The sequence below is a fragment of the Aliirhizobium wenxiniae genome, from assembly GCF_014201355.1.
Lineage (GTDB): Bacteria > Pseudomonadota > Alphaproteobacteria > Rhizobiales > Rhizobiaceae > Neorhizobium > Neorhizobium wenxiniae.
In genome coordinates, this window is the sequence record NZ_JACHEG010000001.1 from 1,136,082 (window position 1) to 1,155,799 (window position 19,718).

Below are 19,718 nucleotides of genomic sequence, written 5' to 3' on the forward strand. Positions count from 1 at the left end.
CGCACCTGTGGAATGACCGATCCTTAAACTTTTCATTAAATCTTAAGAGTCATCTATCGGGCATGACCCGTGTTTCTGCGATGCGTATTGCGTTTTTCATCGCGCTCCTCACTCTCGCCGGCTGCGCCAGCGCACCCAGCAGGATTAGCAACGCCTGCGCGATTTTCGAGCAGCGCGACGGTTTCTTCAACAATTGGGAGCGGCAGGCCCGTGCAGCGGAGCGCGAATACGGCGTGCCCGTACCGATCCTGATGGCGACTATCTACGTCGAATCAAGCTTCCAGGCCAATGCCCGTCCACCCCGCAAATGGTTCCTAGGCTTCATTCCCGGCAAGCGGGCATCATCGGCCTATGGTTACGCGCAGGCCCTCGACGGCACCTGGGCCACCTATCAGCGTGCCACCGGCCGCTGGGCAGCTCGCCGCAATGACTTCGGCGATGCGATCCGTTTCGTTGCCTGGTATCATAACCAGACGGCGGCACGGAACGGTGTTGCCCGAAACGACGCTTACAATCTTTATCTCGCCTACTACGCCGGACATGCGGGATATGACCGCGGCAATTTCAGCGGCAGCCTGAGGCAAACCGCACAAAAATCGGCCGGAATGGCAGCACGTTACGCAGCGCAGTTGAAAGGTTGCGGGTACTAAGCCTCAAGGCGAGCCAACCGGCTTGCGGATCTTTCGATCACAGGCGGCGCATCCTGGAGAAAAAGCAGCCGCTCTTTCTTCCACCTACCTCGATCAAACCCGAAGATACTCAGGACCGAGTGTTATCGGAATGGACGATGCGCAGCCGGCTGGGTTCCCAGATCCGGACACCATCCCGGCCATCACGCTTTGCCGTGTAAAGCGCCTCGTCAGCGCGAGCAATGAGGCGTACTGCATCCGTCAGCCCCGAACCCGGCTCAAGCGTGGCAACACCGATGCTGACAGTCACGATACCCTTATCGCTTCCCGTATGGGGAATGTGCAGTCCCCTCAATCGCTCGCAGAATTCCTCCGCAATCGTCAGAGCCGCCGTTTCATCGACATCCGGCAGAACCAGTGCGAGTTCCTCTCCACCATAACGGGCGGCCCGGTCACCGGTCCGGCGGGCTGCGGCTCTCAGGCAATCGGCGACTGTCTTGAGGCAGGAATCGCCCGCTCCATGGCCATAGGTATCGTTGAAGCGCTTGAAGTAATCGACGTCGATCATCAAAAGCGCGAGTGATCCTTCGCCACGCGCAACCCGATCGAGTTCCTCGGCCATCACCGCATCGAATGCGCGGCGGTTCAAAAGCCCGGTCAGACTATCAGTCTCGGCAAGCACGGAAAGCCTGTCATTCAGGTTCTGCAGTTCCAGTTCATGCTGTTTGGCCGCAGTAATGTCGGAGCAGATGACGAAACAGGCCCCTTCCGGCGTCGGGCGCGTGCGTGATTCGATCCAGCGCCCGTCGGCAAGCGGAAATTCAACAGTGCCGCCCTGTTTCAACCGCCCAAGCGCAACATCCACCCACTGCGCGACCTGCTCCTGTGGTATCCCGACGAGTTCGCCGCGAGCAATCGAAGCATAAAGAATGGCGGCGGCCGGCGTGCCGGGAACGCGCAGATCGGCGGTAACGGAAAACATTGCCCGGTAGCGCTCATTGCAGAAGACGAGCGTGAGATCCTTGTCGAACATCACGAGACCGTCGGAAATGCTGGACAGAGCTTCGGCAGCACGCCTGTCGCTCTGCGTAAGGGCTGCCTCAAGCAGCTTCTTGTCGGTCGTATCGCGGCTATGGGTGATGAGCCCGATGATATTACCGTCAATGTCGGTGAACGGGGCCTTGAGCGTGGAAAGATAAGACCGGCTGCCATCCATTCGGGCAAGTGTCTGCTCTTCGACGATCGCGGTTCCAGCCTTCCACGCCTTTTCCTCGTCAACACGAAAAGCCGCGGCCACCTCCTGGCAGAAGAAATCGAAGTCGGTCTTTCCGATCAGCGCATCGGCATTCTCCGCCTGCATCAGGGTGGCGGTGGCCGGGTTCGCCATGATGAACCGGCCTTCACGATCCTTCACGTTCAGCGCCTCCGGCAGGCTGTTGATGACATGGCGATACATGTGGTTTCGCGCCTCCGTCTCCCGCCGCCTGATCTCGTTGGCAAGCGCAACACAAGCCATCAAGGTCGCCACGAAAACGAGCGTCATGTAAGGCAACCGAATCTGAGGGCCGGTATCGATATCCTGATAAAGGGCGTAGACAAACCCCGGCGCCATCGCGCCAATCGCCATCACCAGTGAAAACAGCACGCTCGCCTTGAGAGACGGCGCATCGTTCGTCTTCAAACGCCAACCGACAAGCCCGACAGCGCAGGCGAATGCTATTCCGACCAGTCCGATCGTAGCCCCTGCTCCACCAAGATAAACGCGGAAAGCTGCCGCTATGATCGTGGTCACGATACCCGCAAGAGGCCCGCCGATGAACGCAGAGGTCCCGATCATCGTCATCCTCAGATCGATGAAGAAACCTGAGCCAAGCTGGAACGGGATCAACATCAGGCTGATCGCCCCAAGGCCGAACAGGCTACCGAAAGCCCATCCCCGAATGGATTCTTTCTGGCCGAAAACCGGCAGGCGAATATTGGACCAGAGCGATATGACCAGCGCCACCACCGCCATATTCGCGAGCAATCCAACCCAGAGACTGTTCAAATCTTCAATCCTCGCACCAGCATCATGCTGGCCTCTATCCGACCTATTGTACGGTTTCACACACAAGGTTGGATTAGCGGAGATCGGCGCCGGAGGGAAAAGCTTTAGGATGAGTTAACAGAATCTTGCTCGGTTTTATCGGCCGGGCTGCCACGCCCGGCAAGAATATCACCACTAGCGGCAAAGCCACCCTCGGAGACTACCCGTCAATTGCCGTAACCGACGACGCTCTTGATCTCGAGGAAGTCGTGAATACCCCAGTCGGCATATTCGCGCCCGTTACCGGACTGCTTGTAGCCGCCGAAGGAAGAAAAGAGATCCCAGTCCGGATAATTGAGATAAACCGACCCGGCCCTCAGATAAGGCGCGATCTTCCTCGCATGTTCCGGCTCGCCCTGCACATAGGCGGCAAGCCCGTAAGGTGTGTCGTTGGCGATCTCGATTGCCTCTTCCTCGCTGTCATAAGGCAGGATCGACAGAACCGGGCCGAAAATCTCTTCCCGCGCGATCGTCATTTTATTGTTGACGTTACCGAACACGGTCGGGCGAATATAATAGCCACGGTTCAGGTTCTCCGGTCGCCCCGGACCGCCGATGACCAGCGTAGCGCCTTCCGAAATACCTGCCTCGATCAGCCGCTGGATCTTGTCGAACTGCACCTTGCTGACAACCGGACCAAGATCAGTTCCCTCAGCTTGAGGATCGCCGGTGACCAGCTTCTCGGCAGCCTCCCTGGCAACGTTGAGCGCTTCGTCATGCCAGGCGCGCGGCACCAGCATGCGCGTGGGCGCATCGCAGGACTGGCCGGAATTGCCGAAGCAGCCGGTTACCCCATCGGCCACCGCCTGTTTGAGATCTGCATCAGGCAGAATGATGTTTGCGGACTTGCCGCCGAGTTCTTGCGCCACGCGCTTCACCGTATCGGCCGCGGTCTTCGCCACGATAATTCCGGCACGCGTCGAGCCGGTGAATGATACCATGTCGACGTCCGGATGCCCCGCCATTACCTGTCCCACATCGGGGCCGGTGCCGTTGACCATGTTGAACACACCCTTGGGCACGCCTGCAGCCTCCATCACTTCGGCGAAGATGACGCCGGAGATCGGTGCGATCTCGGAGGGTTTCAGCACCATAGTACAACCGGTCGCGATCGCCGGGCCCACCTTGCAGGTGATCTGGTTGAGCGGCCAGTTCCACGGAGTGATCAGCGCCACGACGCCGATCGGCTCCTTGACGATCCGGGTCGTGCCGCGATCCTCGGTGAACTTGTAGGTTTCAAGCGCCGTGATCGTCGCACTCAGATGCCCATGGCCGGCTGCGACCTGTGAATCACGCGCAAAGGCGATCGGGGCGCCCATTTCACGACTGACAGCCTGCGCGATGTCCTCGGCACGCTTCTCGTATTCCCAGAGGATCCGTTTCAGAAGTGCAAGGCGCTCCGCCTGCGTCCATCTGGAAAAGGCTGGAAACGCAGCTTTGGCAGCAGCGACGGCCTTGTCGACATCGGCCTTGGAGCCGAGTGCGATCTGCGTGAATGGCTCTTCCGTCGACGGATCGATGACGTCGAGGGCAACCGGCACAACCGGCTCCACCCATTCGCCATTGATGAAGAATTTCAGGTGATTGCTCATGAATTCCTCCGGGCTTGCGCGTTTTGATGACGGCACTATCGGCCAACATCATGCGCTTCCGCAAGCCCGGAGAGCAGACTTTGAAAGATCAGGCCTGTCCGCCATAGGGAGCGAGGAATGTCTTGATAGCCTCGATCTCATTCGGCCGGATTTCATGGCCACCCGTATGCCATTCCAGCGTCACCGCATTGCCCTGCCGCTTGAAATAATCGGCAAGCTCCAGCGTCATCGGCACGGGGCAGATAGGATCACGCTCACCGGCCGTAATCAGAACATGCGCCTTTTCGGCCACTTTACGCTCGGCCGGCTGGAACGGGATCAGCGGATGCATCAGCACGCCGGCTTCGATGAGGCCGGGTTTCTCGATCATGATATTCGCGAGAATGTTCGCCCCGTTGGAAAAGCCGAGGCCAAGCACGGTCGAAGACTCGTAACGTTCGCGATTGGCTGCAATGAATTCACCCATCCGCTCGGTGGCACGCGCAAGGTCGTCGCAATCGTAAACACCCTCAGCCTTGCGGCGGAAGAAACGTGCGGCACCATGCTCGGAAACATCGCCGCGTGGCGAGACAACTGTTGCGCCAGGCAGCAGGCGGCTGCCAAAATCGAAGAACTGGTTTTCATCGCCGCCCGTGCCATGAAAGACGAACAGGATCGGCGATCCGGGTGCACCGGGGCGCACCCGGTGCAGATAACTGTCGTAACTCATTGAAATCTCCTGAATGAATGTGGCAGGACGAAAACGCCCTGCCCTGAAATCACCTTAGGCAATCGGCTCGAGATGCTCTTCGAGCGCCTTGCGCAGATGCTCATGCTGGGTCGGCAACTTCAGCGCCTCGCCGAGATGGGCGGTATCCTCGTCGCGATCGAAACCCGGCTCGTTCGTAGCGATCTCGAACAGCACGCCACCCGGCGTACGGAAATAGATCGCCCAGAAGTAATCGCGGTCGATTACCGGCGTGACCTGATAACCGGTATCCATCAGCGCCTTTCTCACTTCGAGCTGCTTTGCCCGGTTCTCGACGGCAAAGGCGATGTGATGAACGGAACCGGCACCGAGACGGGCGCTGTTGATGTTCGGCATCGTCTCGACATCGATAAAGTTAGCGCCATTGCCGCCCGGAATACCGAAGCGGGTCACGCCGTCCTTCGCATCGACCTGTTCATAGCCCATGAACTTCAAAAGCTCGGCCGTCGAACCTTCGTCGCGAAGCCGCACCGAAGCGGAATGGAAACCACGGATCGCTTCGTCAGTGCCGACGCCATTACCAGTCCATTGCGCACGATTGTCGTCCCTGACTTCGACCAGCGCGAAACCGTCGCCATCGGGACCGGCAAAATGCAGGCGCTTTTCGCCAAAGGCTTCGTCGGCCTTCAGGCCATCGGCACCGGCTTTGGTCAGCCGATCGGTCCAGTAACCGAGCGAACCTTCCGGCACGGAGAATACGGTCGTTCCAACCTCGCCGGTGCCCGGACGACCCTGTGCGATATGCGGGAAGGGAAAGTAAGTCATCACCGAACCCGGCGTGCCGACTTCGTCGCCATAATAAAGATGATAAACATCCGGCGCATCGAAATTGACGGTCTTCTTCACTCGGCGCAGGCCGAGCGTATCGGTGAAGAACTTGTTGTTGGTGGAGGCGCTCGCGGCCATCGACGTGACGTGGTGCAGGCCCTTGATCTGGGTAATCATGTCAAACCCCTTGTTCCTGTGGAGCCGCCTCGCGGCCCGCTGTTCATGGGGTGATATTTGGTCGATCAGGCGCCGATTGGATAGCCGAACACATCCGAACGGATTGTTCGAAAAACGTTGACGCAGACGCGCCAACGTTCACAGATCAAACACTTTCCGGCAGACGCCAGTCGATCGCATCCTTGCCGATCGACTGCAGATAGTCGTTCGTCTTGGAAAACGGTCGCGAACCGAGAAAGCCGTTATGGGCAGACAGCGGTGACGGATGGGCCGACTTCAGCACCATATGCCGCTCCTCGTCGACAAAGGCCGCTTTCTTCTGGGCATAGGAGCCCCACAGAATGAAGACGATGCCGTCGCATTCGTCGTTGACCGTGCGGATGACCGCATCAGTGAATTTTTCCCACCCCTTGCCCTGATGGGCCGCCGCCCGGCCCTCTTCCACGGTCAGAACGCTGTTCAAGAGCAGCACGCCCTGTTCGGCCCAACTTTCGAGAAAGCCATGTTTTGCCGGAGGAATGCCGAGATCGGCCTGCATTTCCTTGTAGATGTTGACGAGCGACGGCGGCGTCTTCACTCCCGGCTGAACGGAAAAACACAGCCCGTGGGCCTGGCCGAACCCGTGATACGGGTCCTGGCCGAGGATTACGACCTTCACCTCGTCGAGCGGGGTAAGGTCGAGCGCGCGAAAATACTCGGAACCCTTTGGGAAGATTCGTTTTCCCGCCTGTTTTTCTGAAACGAGAAAACGCTTGAGATCGGCCATGTAGGGATCTGCAAACTCGCCCTCCAGAGCGAATTTCCAGCTCTCTTCCAGCTTGATCCCACCTTCAGCCATGTCATTCACCTTTTACTGGAAACGTCCGCCGCGCTGGATGACTTCGGTTTTGTAGCCATCCGGATCGGTGACGAAGAAGAAGCGCGCGAACGGCTTGCCTTCATGCGGCATCTCGACGAGCTTGCCGACAGTCAGGCCAAGATCGGTGAAGCGCTTGTATTCCGCCTCGATATCCTCGACCGTCACCGCCAGATGGCCATAACCGTTGCCGAGATCATAGGCCTGCTCACGGCCAGCATTGACGGTCAGTTCCAACTCGAACCCGGTTTCCGGGTTCGAGAGATAGATGAGCGTGAAGCCGTCGAAGGCTACGCGGTTGGCGATTTTCAGACCAAAGGCCTTTTCGTAGAAATCGACGGACCGCGCCTCTTCGAGCACGCGGATCATCGAATGGACCATTTTGGCCATGGTGAACTTCCTTATTGCAGCACGTGGTTCGAGCGCGAATGCCAGTCCCACGCGGACTTGATGATGTCGTTGAGCGAATATTGCGGCTCCCAGCCGAGCACTTCGCGCGCCTTGTCGTTATTGGCGACGAGCGAGGTGGAATCGCCCTCGCGACGGCAGACATATTCCACCGGGAACGGCTTGCCGGAAACATCGGAAATTGCCGCAAGCAACTCTTTCACCGTCGTTCCGGTACCGGTGCCGAGGTTGAGCTCGACCATCTCCCCGCCGGCGAGCAGGTAGTCAACGGCGCGCACATGCGCATCGGCAAGGTCGAGAACATGGATATAGTCGCGCACACAGGTGCCGTCGCGGGTGTCATAATCGTCGCCAAACACCTTGAAGCCCTGGCGGCGGCCGAGGGCGGCTTCGATGGCTAGTGGGATCGCGTGGGTTTCCGGCGTATGCCACTCACCGATCCTACCCTCGAAATCAGCGCCTGCGGCATTGAAATAGCGCAACATGACCGATTTCAGGTCCATATACTGGCCGTAATCCTTCAACGCCTGCTCGATGATGTACTTCGTGCGGCCATAGGGGTTGATCGGCGACTGGCCATGGCTCTCGTCCATCGGCACCTGAACCGGCAGACCATAGGTCGCGCAGGTAGAGGAGAAGACGAAGGCCTTCACACCGGCCTGCATCGCAGCCGACATCAGCGTCAGCGCGCCGACCACGTTGTTGTCATAAAATCCGACCGGATTCTTGACCGATTCACCCACTTCGATAAGAGCCGCAAAATGCAGAACTGCTTCGGGCTTGTGTTTTGCAAACACTTCATCCAGTCGCGCGTGATCACGGATATCGCCCTGTTCGAGCTCGCCCCAGCGGACGAATTCCGCGTGTCCATTCGAGAGATTGTCGAAAACGACGGGCTCGTAACCTCTTTCAGCCAGTACCAGACACGTATGGGAGCCGATATAACCGGCACCGCCCACCACAAGCACTTTCTTCTTCGACATCATGTCCTCAAAGGTTGTTGAAGCCGGCGGCAATATAGCTCCCCGGGATCAAATGGGAAGGGCGCATGCTGCAGATGCACAGCAGCTAAAAATTGCGGTGCGATCTTGTCGGGCCGAGTTGACTCTTTACATGAGGACGCGGCAAGCAAACTTGTCTATCCTGTTCAGGTTTTCGCCATAGGCCCTTCATGCGTTACGTCTTTCTCTGTCTCGGCTGGTTCTTCGTTGCGCTCGGCGTCATCGGCGCCTTCCTGCCCGTTTTGCCGACGACGCCTTTTCTGCTGCTGGCCGTCGCCTGTTTCGCGCGCTCGTCACCGAAGCTGGAAGCGTGGCTGATGGAGCACAAGACATTCGGCCCACCGCTGAAGAACTGGCGTGAGCGAGGCGCTATTTCGCGCCGAGCGAAAATCATGGCGATCTCGCTGATGGCACTGAGTTATGCCGGTTTCTGGTTCGGTTCGCATCCGGCCGCGTGGCTTGCCATATTGGTGGCAGCCTGCATGATCGGGCCGGCAATCTTCATGCTGACCCGACCGAGCAACTGAACGTTATCTGTTGCGTGACTGTGGCAGGACATAGGGAATATGTGCCGCCGGCACACGCCCGACAGCCCCTGCAATGCCATAGACCGACGCGATGATGTCGTCATTCACCGTCTCGCGGCAGGCGCCTTCCGCGACCACCCGGCCGTGATGCAGAACCACGAGATGATCGGCAAACTCCGCCGCCAGATTGAGATCGTGCAGGATGGCAAGCACCATGCCGCCCGCCGAGGCGAAGTCGCGCGCCGTTTCCAGCACCGAAATCTGATGGCCGAGATCGAGGCTTGCCGTCGGCTCGTCGAGGAAAAGCGCCCGCGGCACATCATCGACGACAGCCTGCGGCACCTGTGCCAGCGCGCGAGCAAATTGCACCCGCTGCTGTTCGCCACCCGACATTGACGGATAGGGACGGCTCTCGAAGCCTCTCAACCCCACGCGCGACAGGGCCTTGCGCGCCTCTTCGCCGGGGTTGAGCGCGCCATGCGCCACGGCGCCCATGCGGGCGATCTCCAGTGCCGTGAACGGGAAAGCAAGCTGCGTCGCCTGCGGCAGCACCGCACGGCGCTTGGCGAGATCGGCCGGCTGGCAGAGATCGACGCTCGTCCCATAATACGAGACAAGACCGCTATCCGGCTGCATCTCGCCCGACAATACCTTCATAAGCGTAGATTTGCCGGCTCCGTTCGGGCCGATGACGACGGTAAAATTGCCGGGCTTCAGCTCGATCGAGATGTCGTCGATCAGCTTGCGACCCGACCGGCTGACGGTGACCTTGTTAGCGATGATCATGGCAGATCCCGCGCGCCGATACCGTTCTTGCCGATCAGCAGGAACAGGAAGACAGGTGCGCCGAACAGCGCGGTAATGACACCGATCGGCAGTTCAGCAGGTGCTGCGACGGTGCGCGCAACACTGTCCGCGATCAGGAGCAATGCTCCTCCCCCCAATGCTGACCCCGGCAATAGGAACCGATGGGATGGCCCCATGGCAAGCCGAAGCAGATGCGGCACGACGATGCCGACAAAACCGATCGATCCGGCTACGGCCACGGTAGAGCCACAGGCCGCCGCCACCGCCACGATGACAATTTTCTTCAACCGCTGAACCGGAATGCCCATGTGAAAGGCCGCCGCATCGCCGAGAATCAACGCATCGAGACCTTTGGCGACGAAAGGAATGATCCCCATGACGAAAACGATGAAAGGTAGGATCGAGAGCACGCGGCCATAGGTGGCGCCACCTAGAGAGCCAAGGCTCCAGAAGGTGATGTCGCGCAGTTGCCGGTCATCTGCCATGACGATCAGAAGCCCCATGAAAGCCCCTGCGAGCGCGCCGATCGCGATACCGCAGAGAATAAGCGCGGTCGTCGATGTACGTCCGTCCCGCGTGGCGATCGCATAAAGAGCCCACGTGACCAGCAGTCCGCCGAAAAATGCCATCAGTGGCAGAAATTGATTGCCAAGCACCACGGCGACAGGTGCGAGCACACCCCCTCCGAGCACGATGGCGCAGACGGCGGCAAGTCCCGCTCCCGACGTTACCCCGACAATGCCGGGATCGGCGAGCGGATTGCGAAACAGGCCCTGCATCATCGCACCGGAAACAGCCAGACCCGCACCAATAAGCAGTCCGAGCGCCGTGCGCGGCAGGCGTACCGCTTCGAGGATTACCCGTTCCTGTGTGGTCAGGCTGTCACCATTGCCGGTGAGATAGGAGAAAAGATCCCGTAAACCCACTCCCGTTGGCCCGACATGCAGCGAGAGCAAGCAGGAAAAGACGAGCAGGACAGCCAGCAGAAAGAGCACCAGCACGCCCTGAGACGTCCGGTCTCCCTCACCCGTCCGGCGAAAAGGCATGGCAAGCGCCTTCATCAGTTGATTGCGCCCGGATAGATTTTGGCCGCCAGTGCCCGCGCAGCTTCAGGCGTGCGCGGACCGAAGCCCAACAGAACCAGACCATCCATCGAAACCAACGCCTTGTTTGCCGCAGCCGGCGTCGTCTGCATCGAGGGAAGAGCGAACATCTGTTCCGGCGTAATCGAATGATCGCCACGCGACATCGACAGAATTACATCCGGTGCTGCAGCAATCACCGCCTCATCGGAAAGCGGCTTGTAGCCGTTGATCGTCGGCGCGGCATTGACGCCGCCTGCCATCTCGATGATCGCACCCGCTTCGGTATCAGCACCACCAGCCATCAGGCGGCCATTGGAAATAGACAGAACGAAGAGAACTTTCTTCTTGCCGCCGCTGATCTTGGCCACATCGGCTGCAACCGCCCTCAATCCGTCCTCGGTTTTCGCCGCCAGCACTTCCGCCTTGTCGGACAATCCGACGGCCGCACCGACGTCACGGATCTTTTGACCGATCTTGTCCGCCTTCGGAGGTGTCGGGATGAGGACCATCGGCACTTCGCTGGCCTTCAGGATTTCCAGCACCGGCGGCGGACCTGAACCTTCTTCCATCAGGATCAGGTCTGGTTTCTGCCCCAGAATACCTTCCGCCGAAAGCTGACGCATATAACCGACATCAGGCTTGGAATTGGCATCAGCCGGATAAAAGCTGGTCGAGTCGCGCGCCACGATACGGTCTTGAGCACCGAGGTCATAAAGGATTTCGGTGATCGTTCCACCAACCGAGACGATGCGTTTTGCTTCGGGATTACCCTTGTCGGCAGCAAGAACGCCGCCCGAGCTCAGCGTCGATCCGACCAGAATAGCTGCAAGTAAACGCCCGAATTTGGAACAGGAAACCATTGTGATCCACCCCTTGGCGTTGCCGCATATCTGACAAAAGCAGGATTGGGCAGCGCTGCGAAATTCAATAACTTGAGTTGACTACGCAAGTTTTTTTGGCTTTTCAAGGGGAGAGCCGGCAGATATCTTGACTGGCAAATGAAACTTAAGTGAGGGAAGTTTTCATGTATATTGCAATGAACCGTTTTCGCGTCGTTCCGGGCTTCGAGGAAGCATTCGAGGCGATCTGGCGCGACCGTCAGGGCCGCCTTGCGGAACTGCCGGGTTATATCGAATTCCACATGCTGAAAGGCCCGAAGGCCGAAGACCACTCGCTCTACGCGTCGCACACCGTTTGGGAAACTTTCGAGCATTTCAAGGCCTGGACGACTTCCGAACAGTTCCGGGCAGCCCACGCCAATGCCGGCAACAACCGCGGCAAGGTTGAATATCTCTCCGGTCCGCATTTCGAAGGTTTCGAAGTCATCATCCATGAAGACAAGAACGGCGTACGCGCCGCCGACGCGGCCTGAGGATCATCGATGAACGCCGTATCCGAAATTACAGCTGACCGTCGCGAACGGGCGCTGGCTGCGCTCGCCGAAAAGCCCGACGGAATCGTCGAGTCGATCGCCGCTGCCGCCGACGTGACACCCGCCGAAATTCTCGAAATTCTGCCCGAGGGTTCGGCCGTCATTGCGCCCAAAGAGAGTTTTCTCGATATCTGGAACGAGCTGACCACCTGGGGCATCGTGCTTTTCCTCGTCCACACAGAGGACGTTGTGGCCGAAATCGATGGCGAATTGCCGGTCGGTTCGGAAGGTCATGGCTGGTTCAACATTCATGGCGACAGCCCAATCGGCGGTCACATCAAGAAGGACAACTGCGCCTCGATCACCTTCGTCGACCGCGCCTTCCACGGCCGCCGCTCCTGTTCCATATGGTTCATGAATGCCAAGGGCGCACCGATGTTCAAGGTCTTCGTCAAACGTGACGAGGCACGCGAGCTATTGCCAGAACAATTGGCAAAGTTCGAGGCGCTGCGCGCCAGCTACGCCTGATCAAAAAAAAGGCGGGTGCCTGCTGAAGCACCCGCCTTTCCGGGAAGTCCGGGTTCGGACCGGAAATATCTGAAGTCAGCGATGCGCGACGTGCTCGGGCTTGCCCTTGTGCTTGGTAGAGGCAAACTCCTCCAACTGCTTCTCGCTCATCGATTTTTCCATTTCCTTAGAAGCGCCCTTGAGGTCGCTTTTCTTCGTTTCGCCACGCTTTGCCGAAAGGGCCGCGCCTGCGGCCTTCTGCTGTGCTTGTGATTTTGCCGGCATGTCAGCCTCTCGCTGTGATCGCTCTTCTTCCGAACATCGAAACGACGATTTTCGTTCCATTCGACAAGCGCGGAACCTCTGCATCGGCCAAGGGTTTTCACAGGAAGTCTGCGGCATTTCCGCGGACGAGAAAACAGACGGGAAGGAAATGGCAATGAACGCTGCAAATCCGAACAAGCCTGATATCACCGACATCGAGCGCGAACAGCTCGACACGACCAACCCGGAAGCTTTGAAAGAGGCTGCCCGCCTCGGCAAGGACGACAATTATCTCGTCAAGACCGACCTTGAGGATGCCGATCAGCGTGGAGACGGCGACCAGCCGGATGGCCGCCCGAGCCCGATGGCCAATGCCGACAATCCCGAAGCAGACTGACACTTCGGCGGAACCTCTCCTGCCTCTTACGTGTTGCATTCCCACCAGGAATGCCTCTGGGAAAAATGGAGACACGCCATGGACGCCGACACGATACCGAAGAAAAATTCGGAGCCGACGACCGATGAGAGCCCCAATGGTGACAATGAGCGCAGCAGCCATCCCCTACACCTGATGCCGGGGATGGAGGTCAAGGCTGCGCCCACGCTTGCCGACCCCGATGCGGAAGCCTTCGTTTCGGAGGCGCTTGAAGATCTGGTCGCCTGCCACATTCCCTTTCTGCTGGCCGGCACATTCGCGATCAGCGCCTATACCGGCATTACGAGGCCGACCAAGGATCTCGATATCTTCTGCAAGGCCGGAGACTACACCCGCATCCTCGCCCATTTCAAGGAGAAGGGTTACGAGATCGAGGTGGAGGACGACCGCTGGCTCGGCAAGATCAAGAAGGGCCGGCACTTCTGCGATGTCATCTTCGCCGCTTCCAACGGCACGATGCCGATCAGTGACAGTTGGTTCGAAAACGCCCGCCAGATCGAAATGAACGGCCACAAGGTGCGCATCATTGCCCCGACCGAGCTGATCTGGTCGAAATGTTTCGTGCAGCTTCGCCATCGTTACGACGGCGGCGACGTTGTTCACATGATCTTGCGCGCTCATGACCAGATCGATTGGCAAAAGCTGCTCAATTACATGGAAGTGCATTGGGAGGTTCTCCTCATCCACCTCCTCAACTTCCGCTGGATCTACCCGACCGAGCGCGACAAGGTGCCGGACTGGCTGCTCGATGAACTGCTCGACCGTCTGAAGGCCCAGCGCGAACTGCCCCTGCCGCAGATGAAGATTTGCCGCGGCCGCATGTTCAGCCGCGTCGATTTCGAGATCGACGTCAAGGAATGGGGTTTTGCCGATGTCGGCGGCGAAGGTGATCTGCGCGATGGCATAGACGAGGAAACGAGAGAAGGAGGCCCAGCATGAGCAAGGCGCCCGACAACCAGGACACCACCGCACGGGAAAAGGCCAACGTCAAGCAGCGCGTCGCGGCGATGGGCGATCTTCATGTCAAGGAACATGGCTCCGCTTCATACAAAGAGCTTTTTGCCGAAATTTCACAGGAGGCTGACATTCTCGTGCTGACCGGTGATTTGACCGATCTCGGCAAGCCGAAGGAGGCGGAGTTGCTTGCGGCCGACCTTCGCTCCTGCTCCATTCCGATGGTCGCCGTTTTGGGCAATCACGATTATGAATGCGGCCATGTCGATGAAGTGAAGGCGATCATCAAGGATGCTGGCGTGCATCTTCTCGAAGGATCAGCGATCGAGATCAACGGCGTCGGTTTCGCAGGCGTCAAAGGCTTCGCCGGCGGCTTCGGTCGCTACATGCTCGGCTCCTTCGGCGAACCGGCGATCAAGGCGATGGTCGCCGAAAGTGTCGAAGAGACGATGCGGCTGGAAAACGCGCTGCGGCAGGTGAAGTCCGAACGCGCCATGGTGGTGCTGCATTATGCGCCCATCCAGCAGACAGTCGAAGGTGAGCCGCCGGAAATCTTCCCCTTTCTCGGCTCGTCCCGCCTTGCAGAAACCATTGATCGCTTCCCGGTGAAAGCCGTCGTTCACGGCCACGCCCATCGCGGCACCTACGAGGGCAAAACTCCCGGCGGTGCGCCGGTCTATAACGTTGCCTCCCATATAGAGAAGCCGACCGGTAAGGCGTATGCGCTGCTGGAGTTGTGAGTACCGCCCCCAGGCCGCCCTCACCCTAGCCCTCCCCCGGCGAGCGGGAGAGGGTGCCGGCAGGCGAATGCGGGGCAGTCGCCAACCCTAATCTCCCGACTCCACCGAAAATCACCGCACCTCGCCCCACCCATGGAACCGTAAGCCTCTTCACCCGTTTGCCGGTCTCGTTCACCAGCGAAGGACCGGGTCGTATGACGGACGTGCATTCCGCCGAAGAGTTTCGAGTTTTTCCAAAGACTTGGGGAGCGGAATATGTCGCTCTCGGCGAGGTGCGTTTCCGGCTGTGGGCACCGGGCCTGAAGACGGTGATGCTGCGCCTCGATGGCGAAGATACCGAGATGAGCGCCAGTCGCGACGGCTGGTTCGAAATTCTGGCAACCGGCGTCTCTGCCGGCTCCGAATATAACTTCGTCCTCGCCGATGGCACCGTCGTTCCGGACCCTGCTTCCCGCGCCCAGAAGGATGACGTCAACGGCCCGTCGCTCGTCATCGACCCGACCAATTACGACTGGCAGGATACCGACTGGACAGGTCGCCCCTGGGAAGAAGCCGTCGTCTACGAACTGCATTTCGGTACATTCACTCCGGAGGGCACGTTCCACGCCGCGATCGACAAACTGCCTTATCTCGCCGATCTCGGCGTCACCATGGTCGAGGTCATGCCGCTCTCCCAATTCGGCGGCAAGCGCGGCTGGGGTTATGACGGCGTGCTGCTTTACGCCCCCCATTCGGCCTATGGCCCGCCGGAAGACTTCAAGGCCTTCGTTGATGCCGCCCACCGGAATGGCATTTCCGTCGTGCTCGATATCGTCCTCAACCACTTCGGTCCCGAGGGCAATTACCTGCCGCTTCTGGCACCCGACTTCTTCCACAAGGAACGCATGACGCCCTGGGGCGCCGGCATTGCCTATGATGCCGATGCCGCCCGCCGCTATATCGCGGAGGCACCGCTTTACTGGCTGGAGGAGTACCATCTCGATGGCCTTCGCTTCGATGCGATCGACCAGATCGAGGATATGTCCGACAAACATATCCTGATTGAGATCGCGGAACGCATCCGCGCGGATATCACCGATCGGCCAATCCACCTGACAACCGAAGACTGCCGCAATGTCACCGTGCTGCATCCACGCGACGAGGACGGTTTGGCACCGCTTTTCACCGGCGAATGGAACGACGATTTCCACAATGCCGTGCATGTCTTCGCTACCGGCGAGACCCATGCCTATTATGGGGATTTCGCCGAGAGCCCGGAAAAGCTTGTCGCCCGTTGCCTGGCGGAAGGTTTTGCCTATCAAGGCGAGATCTCGCCGCAATCGGGCAAAAAGCGCGGCGTCGACAGCACCAGCCAACCGCCTATAGCCTTCGTCGATTTCATCCAGAACCACGACCAGACCGGCAACCGCGCGCAAGGCGAGCGCCTTATCTCGCTGGCCGGCGACACGCGCACGAAAATCCTGCTCGCCACCCTTATTCTGTCGCCGCATATCCCGCTGATCTTCATGGGCGAGGAATATGGCGAGACCAACCCATTCCTGTTCTTCACCGATTTCCACGGCGATCTGGCAAAGGCTGTTCGCGAAGGACGGGCAAGGGAATTCGAAGGCCATGCGGGTCACGGCGAAAAGGTGCCGGACCCGAACGCGAAAAGGACATTCGAAAGGTCGAAACTCGACTGGGAGAAACTTGGATCACCCAAAGGTCGGGAATGGTTCGAGTTCACCAGGGAACTGCTGAAACTTCGGCAGGAGATCATTGTCCCGTTGCTGGCAACCGCGAAAGGCGGAACCGGCAAGGTGATCGAGACCGACACCGGATATCTAGCCGTCTCGTGGGATTTCCCCAAGGGCAGGCTCGCGATCGCGCTCAACATCGGTGATGCAGCAAGACCGCTTCCCGCAATGCCGAGCAGACCGATCTATGCTTTTCCGAAAAAGGATCATCCGGAGCGCCTTAGCGAACTTTCCCACAATTCCATCATCGTCAGTTTCGAAAAGGCATGAGCCGCCGCATGATCCCGACCGCGACCTACCGCATCCAGTTCCGCAATGGCATGACCTTCGATCGCGCCGCAGCGCTCGTGCCTTATCTCAAGCGCCTGGGCATAAGCCATCTCTATGCCTCGCCGATCTTCACCGCTACGACCGGCTCCACCCACGGTTATGATGTTACCGACGCCAACGAGATCGATCCGGCGATCGGCGGCCGGGAAGGTTTCGACCGGATGGTGAAGGCGCTGAAGGCAGAAGACCTCGGTCTGATCCTTGACATCGTGCCGAACCATATGGCCGCCTCGCTCGAGAATCCGTGGTGGCGCGATGTCATCGAGCATGGCGAAAAAAGCCGTTACGCCCATCATTTCGATATCGACTGGTCAAGCCGCCTCACCCTGCCCTTCCTCGGCGACGCGTTCGAAGCGGTGCTGGAGGCAGGCGAAATCACGCTTAAACATGACCCGAAGACTGGCAAACCGGCCCTCGCCTATTTCGATACTTTTTATCCCCTGAGCCCGGAAACCTACCCCGGCAGCGAAACGGGGTTGCTGCAGATTAGCGACAAAGCCGTCATTGCCGATCTCCATGACCGGCAGCCTTATCGGCTGATGTCCTGGCGCGATGCATCACGCGATCTTTCCTATCGCCGCTTTTTTGAGATCACCGGGCTCGCAGGTATCCGCGTCGAGGATGACGATGTCTTCGACGACACGCATCGCCTGATCCTTGAGCTGGTACGCTCAGGCGCCGTCGATGGCCTGCGCGTCGACCATATCGATGGACTTGCCGATCCCAAAGCCTATCTCGAACGCCTTCGACAGGAAGCCGGGCAGGACTATTACATCACGGTCGAAAAAATCCTTGGCGAAGAAGAGGATCTTGCGTCCGACTGGCCTGTCTCCGGCACGACAGGATACGAGTTTATCGCGACCCTAAGCGACGCCCTTGTGGACGGCGAACGGTTACCCCAGCTTCATGCGGCTTATGCGACATTGACCGGAGCATCTCCGGACATGGCAGATGAGCTGCGCGCAGCCAAATTGCTGATGGTTGACAACAACTTCGCGGGCGAAGTTGCAACCCTCGTAAAGCTTGCTGAATCAATACATGAAGAACGTCCGGAGGACGCCTCTTTCGCATCGGGGGCGATCAGAGCCGGGCTCAGGGAACTGCTGGTGGCCTTCCCGGTGTATCGCACTTACGGCACCCCCGATGGCATGCCCCCCGAAGGCCGTCAGATGCTGGAAAAGGTCGCAACCGATATCCGGCGCAGCAAGACGACAGCAGATCTCTCCGCCCTGCCATTCCTGGCAAAGATCCTGAATGGCGACCTCGCGACCCAGCTATCACACAAGGCCTCGACATTCCGCACCCGCTTCCAGCAATTGACCGGGCCGTTGATGGCGAAGTCAGTGGAAGATACGCTCTTCTTCCGACACCACGCTTTGATTGCTCTCAATGAGGTCGGTGCTGAACCTCTGCCACGAGAGTTTTCGCTGGACCGTTTCCACGAACAGATGATCGAGCGACAGAAACGTCAGCCGGATGCGCTTTCAGGCACCTCCACCCACGATACCAAGCGGGGCGAAGACGCTCGCGCGCGGCTTTATGCATTAAGTGAAGCGCCGAAGATCTGGGCTGACGCAGTCGAACGTTGGCGGCGGGCCAACAGTGCTTCCGTAACCCATCTTGACGACGGGCCAGCGCCGGAGCCCGCCGTGGAATGGATGCTGTATCAGGCGTTGGCTGGCGTCTGGCCAGCCGACCTGACGCCGGATGACGCCATGGGCCTTGCCAAACTGAAGGAACGTTTTCAGGCATATGCCGAAAAGGCGATCCGCGAGGCAAAGCTGCGCACCAATTGGGCGGATGGCAAAACGGATTACGAGGCAGCCGTTAAGAACTACATTCATGCGATGCTCTCACCCGAAAACGACGTCTTCCTCGTGGACTTCGCCTCTACTCTCCGCCCATTTTTCCGCGCTGGCAGTGTCAACTCCATTTCCCAGACGATCTTCAAGCTGACGGCTCCCGGCGTGCCTGATATCTATCAGGGCAGCGAGACCTGCGATCTGTCGCTCGTTGATCCTGACAACCGGCGCGAACCGGATTTCGAAAGCCTGTCGCAACAGTTTTCGGAAGCTGGAGAGCTCGATACGTCCTCCGAAGATGGTTGGTTGAGCGGTCACTTCAAACAGCAGATTATCGGCAAGATATTGAAGCTCCGCCGGACCCTACCCGATCTCTTCCGTAACGGTGAGTATATCCCGCTGGAAGTGAACGGCGTACGCGCGAAGAACATTGTCGCTTTCGCGCGGCATGATGATCGCAATGCCTTGCTGGTGGTGACACCACGCCATGTTCTGGAGGCATTGCAGGATCTGGCATCGTCCCGCTCCGCCCACTGGGCCGCGACGCGTGTCGTATTACCGCCATCGCTTGCGGAACGGCGTTACCGGGATATTTTTTCGGGCCGTATCTTTGATTTTTCCGGTGATGCTTCGGTCAACTGGGCCTTTGCCGATCATCCTTTCGCAGTTCTGCTGGCAGAATGAGATCCTGAAAATCGCACAAGAAGAAACCGCCGGACTTTTCAGCCCAGCGGTTTTCTGTCTCGCCGCATCTTTACTACGGGCTTAACGAAGTCCGAAAAACGAAAGAATTGCGAGGACGATGACGACGGCTCCAACGAGCCAGACAATGCTGTTCATGATGTTCTCCTGAAAGGTTTGAAACCGAAAAGCGACATGCTCCCGGTCAAGCA

20 protein-coding genes are annotated in these 19,718 nt (G+C 58.8%); 9 read left to right on the top strand and 11 right to left on the bottom strand.

Annotated features, from left to right (window positions below):
- Nucleotides 1-80 precede the first annotated feature (80 nt).
- Complete coding sequence (locus tag HNQ72_RS05535; RefSeq protein ID WP_183991347.1) at nucleotides 81-650, top strand: transglycosylase SLT domain-containing protein; 570 nt, start codon at nucleotides 81-83, stop codon at nucleotides 648-650.
- Nucleotides 651-759: 109 nt separating this feature from the next.
- Here HNQ72_RS05535 and HNQ72_RS05540 read toward each other — a convergent pair whose 3' ends face one another.
- The 7 genes from HNQ72_RS05540 to galE form a co-directional block, all read right to left on the bottom strand.
- The gene (locus HNQ72_RS05540; RefSeq protein ID WP_183990274.1) at nucleotides 760-2,676 is read right to left on the bottom strand and encodes a diguanylate cyclase; all 1,917 of its coding nucleotides are present in this window, start codon (nucleotides 2,674-2,676) and stop codon (nucleotides 760-762) included.
- A 206-nt stretch (nucleotides 2,677-2,882) separates the two neighbouring features.
- Nucleotides 2,883-4,307, bottom strand: a complete 1,425-nt coding sequence (locus HNQ72_RS05545) for an aldehyde dehydrogenase family protein (protein WP_183990275.1) — start codon at nucleotides 4,305-4,307, stop codon at nucleotides 2,883-2,885.
- Between the two features lie 88 nt (nucleotides 4,308-4,395).
- On the bottom strand, nucleotides 4,396-5,016 hold the full coding sequence (locus HNQ72_RS05550) for an alpha/beta hydrolase (RefSeq protein ID WP_183990277.1): 621 nt from the start codon (nucleotides 5,014-5,016) through the stop codon (nucleotides 4,396-4,398).
- A gap of 54 nt (nucleotides 5,017-5,070) precedes the next feature.
- On the bottom strand, nucleotides 5,071-6,000 hold the full coding sequence (locus tag HNQ72_RS05555; RefSeq protein ID WP_183990279.1) for a VOC family protein: 930 nt from the start codon (nucleotides 5,998-6,000) through the stop codon (nucleotides 5,071-5,073).
- 145 nt (nucleotides 6,001-6,145) lie between these two features.
- Nucleotides 6,146-6,838: a uracil-DNA glycosylase gene (ung, locus tag HNQ72_RS05560; RefSeq protein WP_183990281.1), complete on the bottom strand. Its 693-nt coding sequence runs from the start codon at nucleotides 6,836-6,838 to the stop codon at nucleotides 6,146-6,148.
- A 12-nt stretch (nucleotides 6,839-6,850) separates the two neighbouring features.
- Nucleotides 6,851-7,246: a VOC family protein gene (locus HNQ72_RS05565; protein ID WP_183990283.1), complete on the bottom strand. Its 396-nt coding sequence runs from the start codon at nucleotides 7,244-7,246 to the stop codon at nucleotides 6,851-6,853.
- Nucleotides 7,247-7,257: 11 nt separating this feature from the next.
- The gene (gene galE / locus HNQ72_RS05570; protein WP_183990285.1) at nucleotides 7,258-8,247 is read right to left on the bottom strand and encodes a UDP-glucose 4-epimerase GalE; all 990 of its coding nucleotides are present in this window, start codon (nucleotides 8,245-8,247) and stop codon (nucleotides 7,258-7,260) included.
- 188 nt (nucleotides 8,248-8,435) lie between these two features.
- Between galE and HNQ72_RS05575 the strand changes: the two genes are divergently transcribed.
- Nucleotides 8,436-8,792, top strand: a complete 357-nt coding sequence (locus tag HNQ72_RS05575; RefSeq protein ID WP_183990286.1) for a YbaN family protein — start codon at nucleotides 8,436-8,438, stop codon at nucleotides 8,790-8,792.
- 3 nt (nucleotides 8,793-8,795) lie between these two features.
- Here the strand turns inward: HNQ72_RS05575 and HNQ72_RS05580 are convergent, their stop codons facing one another.
- The 3 genes from HNQ72_RS05580 to HNQ72_RS05590 are packed head-to-tail and all read right to left on the bottom strand — an operon-like array spanning nucleotide 8,796 to nucleotide 11,544.
- Nucleotides 8,796-9,578, bottom strand: coding sequence for a heme ABC transporter ATP-binding protein (locus HNQ72_RS05580; protein WP_183990289.1), 783 nt, complete (start codon nucleotides 9,576-9,578; stop codon nucleotides 8,796-8,798).
- Nucleotides 9,575-10,645: a FecCD family ABC transporter permease gene (locus HNQ72_RS05585; protein ID WP_244654299.1), complete on the bottom strand. Its 1,071-nt coding sequence runs from the start codon at nucleotides 10,643-10,645 to the stop codon at nucleotides 9,575-9,577. The genes HNQ72_RS05580 and HNQ72_RS05585 overlap by 4 nt, the downstream gene beginning before the upstream one ends.
- 14 nt (nucleotides 10,646-10,659) lie before the next feature.
- A complete protein-coding gene (locus HNQ72_RS05590; RefSeq protein ID WP_183990293.1) occupies nucleotides 10,660-11,544 on the bottom strand; it encodes a heme/hemin ABC transporter substrate-binding protein in 885 nt (294 codons plus the stop codon).
- Nucleotides 11,545-11,708: 164 nt separating this feature from the next.
- Here HNQ72_RS05590 and hmuQ point away from each other — a divergent pair, with 164 nt between their 5' ends.
- On the top strand, nucleotides 11,709-12,056 hold the full coding sequence (gene hmuQ, locus HNQ72_RS05595) for a heme-degrading protein HmuQ (RefSeq protein ID WP_112454187.1): 348 nt from the start codon (nucleotides 11,709-11,711) through the stop codon (nucleotides 12,054-12,056).
- Nucleotides 12,057-12,065: 9 nt separating this feature from the next.
- Nucleotides 12,066-12,584: a heme utilization cystosolic carrier protein HutX gene (hutX, locus tag HNQ72_RS05600; RefSeq protein WP_183990295.1), complete on the top strand. Its 519-nt coding sequence runs from the start codon at nucleotides 12,066-12,068 to the stop codon at nucleotides 12,582-12,584.
- A gap of 75 nt (nucleotides 12,585-12,659) precedes the next feature.
- Here the strand turns inward: hutX and HNQ72_RS05605 are convergent, their stop codons facing one another.
- The gene (locus HNQ72_RS05605) at nucleotides 12,660-12,848 is read right to left on the bottom strand and encodes a DUF3008 family protein (protein WP_183990297.1); all 189 of its coding nucleotides are present in this window, start codon (nucleotides 12,846-12,848) and stop codon (nucleotides 12,660-12,662) included.
- A 154-nt stretch (nucleotides 12,849-13,002) separates the two neighbouring features.
- Between HNQ72_RS05605 and HNQ72_RS05610 the strand changes: the two genes are divergently transcribed.
- From HNQ72_RS05610 to treY, 5 genes are all read left to right on the top strand, one after another.
- Nucleotides 13,003-13,224 carry a hypothetical protein gene (locus HNQ72_RS05610; RefSeq protein WP_183991431.1) on the top strand — a complete coding sequence of 74 codons (222 nt, stop codon included), beginning with the start codon at nucleotides 13,003-13,005 and terminating at the stop codon, nucleotides 13,222-13,224.
- A 174-nt stretch (nucleotides 13,225-13,398) separates the two neighbouring features.
- Nucleotides 13,399-14,202, top strand: coding sequence for a nucleotidyltransferase family protein (locus tag HNQ72_RS05615; protein ID WP_373289410.1), 804 nt, complete (start codon nucleotides 13,399-13,401; stop codon nucleotides 14,200-14,202).
- Nucleotides 14,199-14,957: a metallophosphoesterase family protein gene (locus HNQ72_RS05620; RefSeq protein ID WP_183990299.1), complete on the top strand. Its 759-nt coding sequence runs from the start codon at nucleotides 14,199-14,201 to the stop codon at nucleotides 14,955-14,957. The genes HNQ72_RS05615 and HNQ72_RS05620 overlap by 4 nt, the downstream gene beginning before the upstream one ends.
- A gap of 194 nt (nucleotides 14,958-15,151) precedes the next feature.
- Nucleotides 15,152-16,963 (top strand): malto-oligosyltrehalose trehalohydrolase, encoded by a 1,812-nt coding sequence (gene treZ, locus HNQ72_RS05625; protein WP_183990301.1) that lies wholly within the window; start codon nucleotides 15,152-15,154, stop codon nucleotides 16,961-16,963.
- Nucleotides 16,960-19,509: a malto-oligosyltrehalose synthase gene (gene treY, locus HNQ72_RS05630; protein ID WP_244654300.1), complete on the top strand. Its 2,550-nt coding sequence runs from the start codon at nucleotides 16,960-16,962 to the stop codon at nucleotides 19,507-19,509. The genes treZ and treY overlap by 4 nt, the downstream gene beginning before the upstream one ends.
- Nucleotides 19,510-19,718 lie beyond the last annotated feature (209 nt).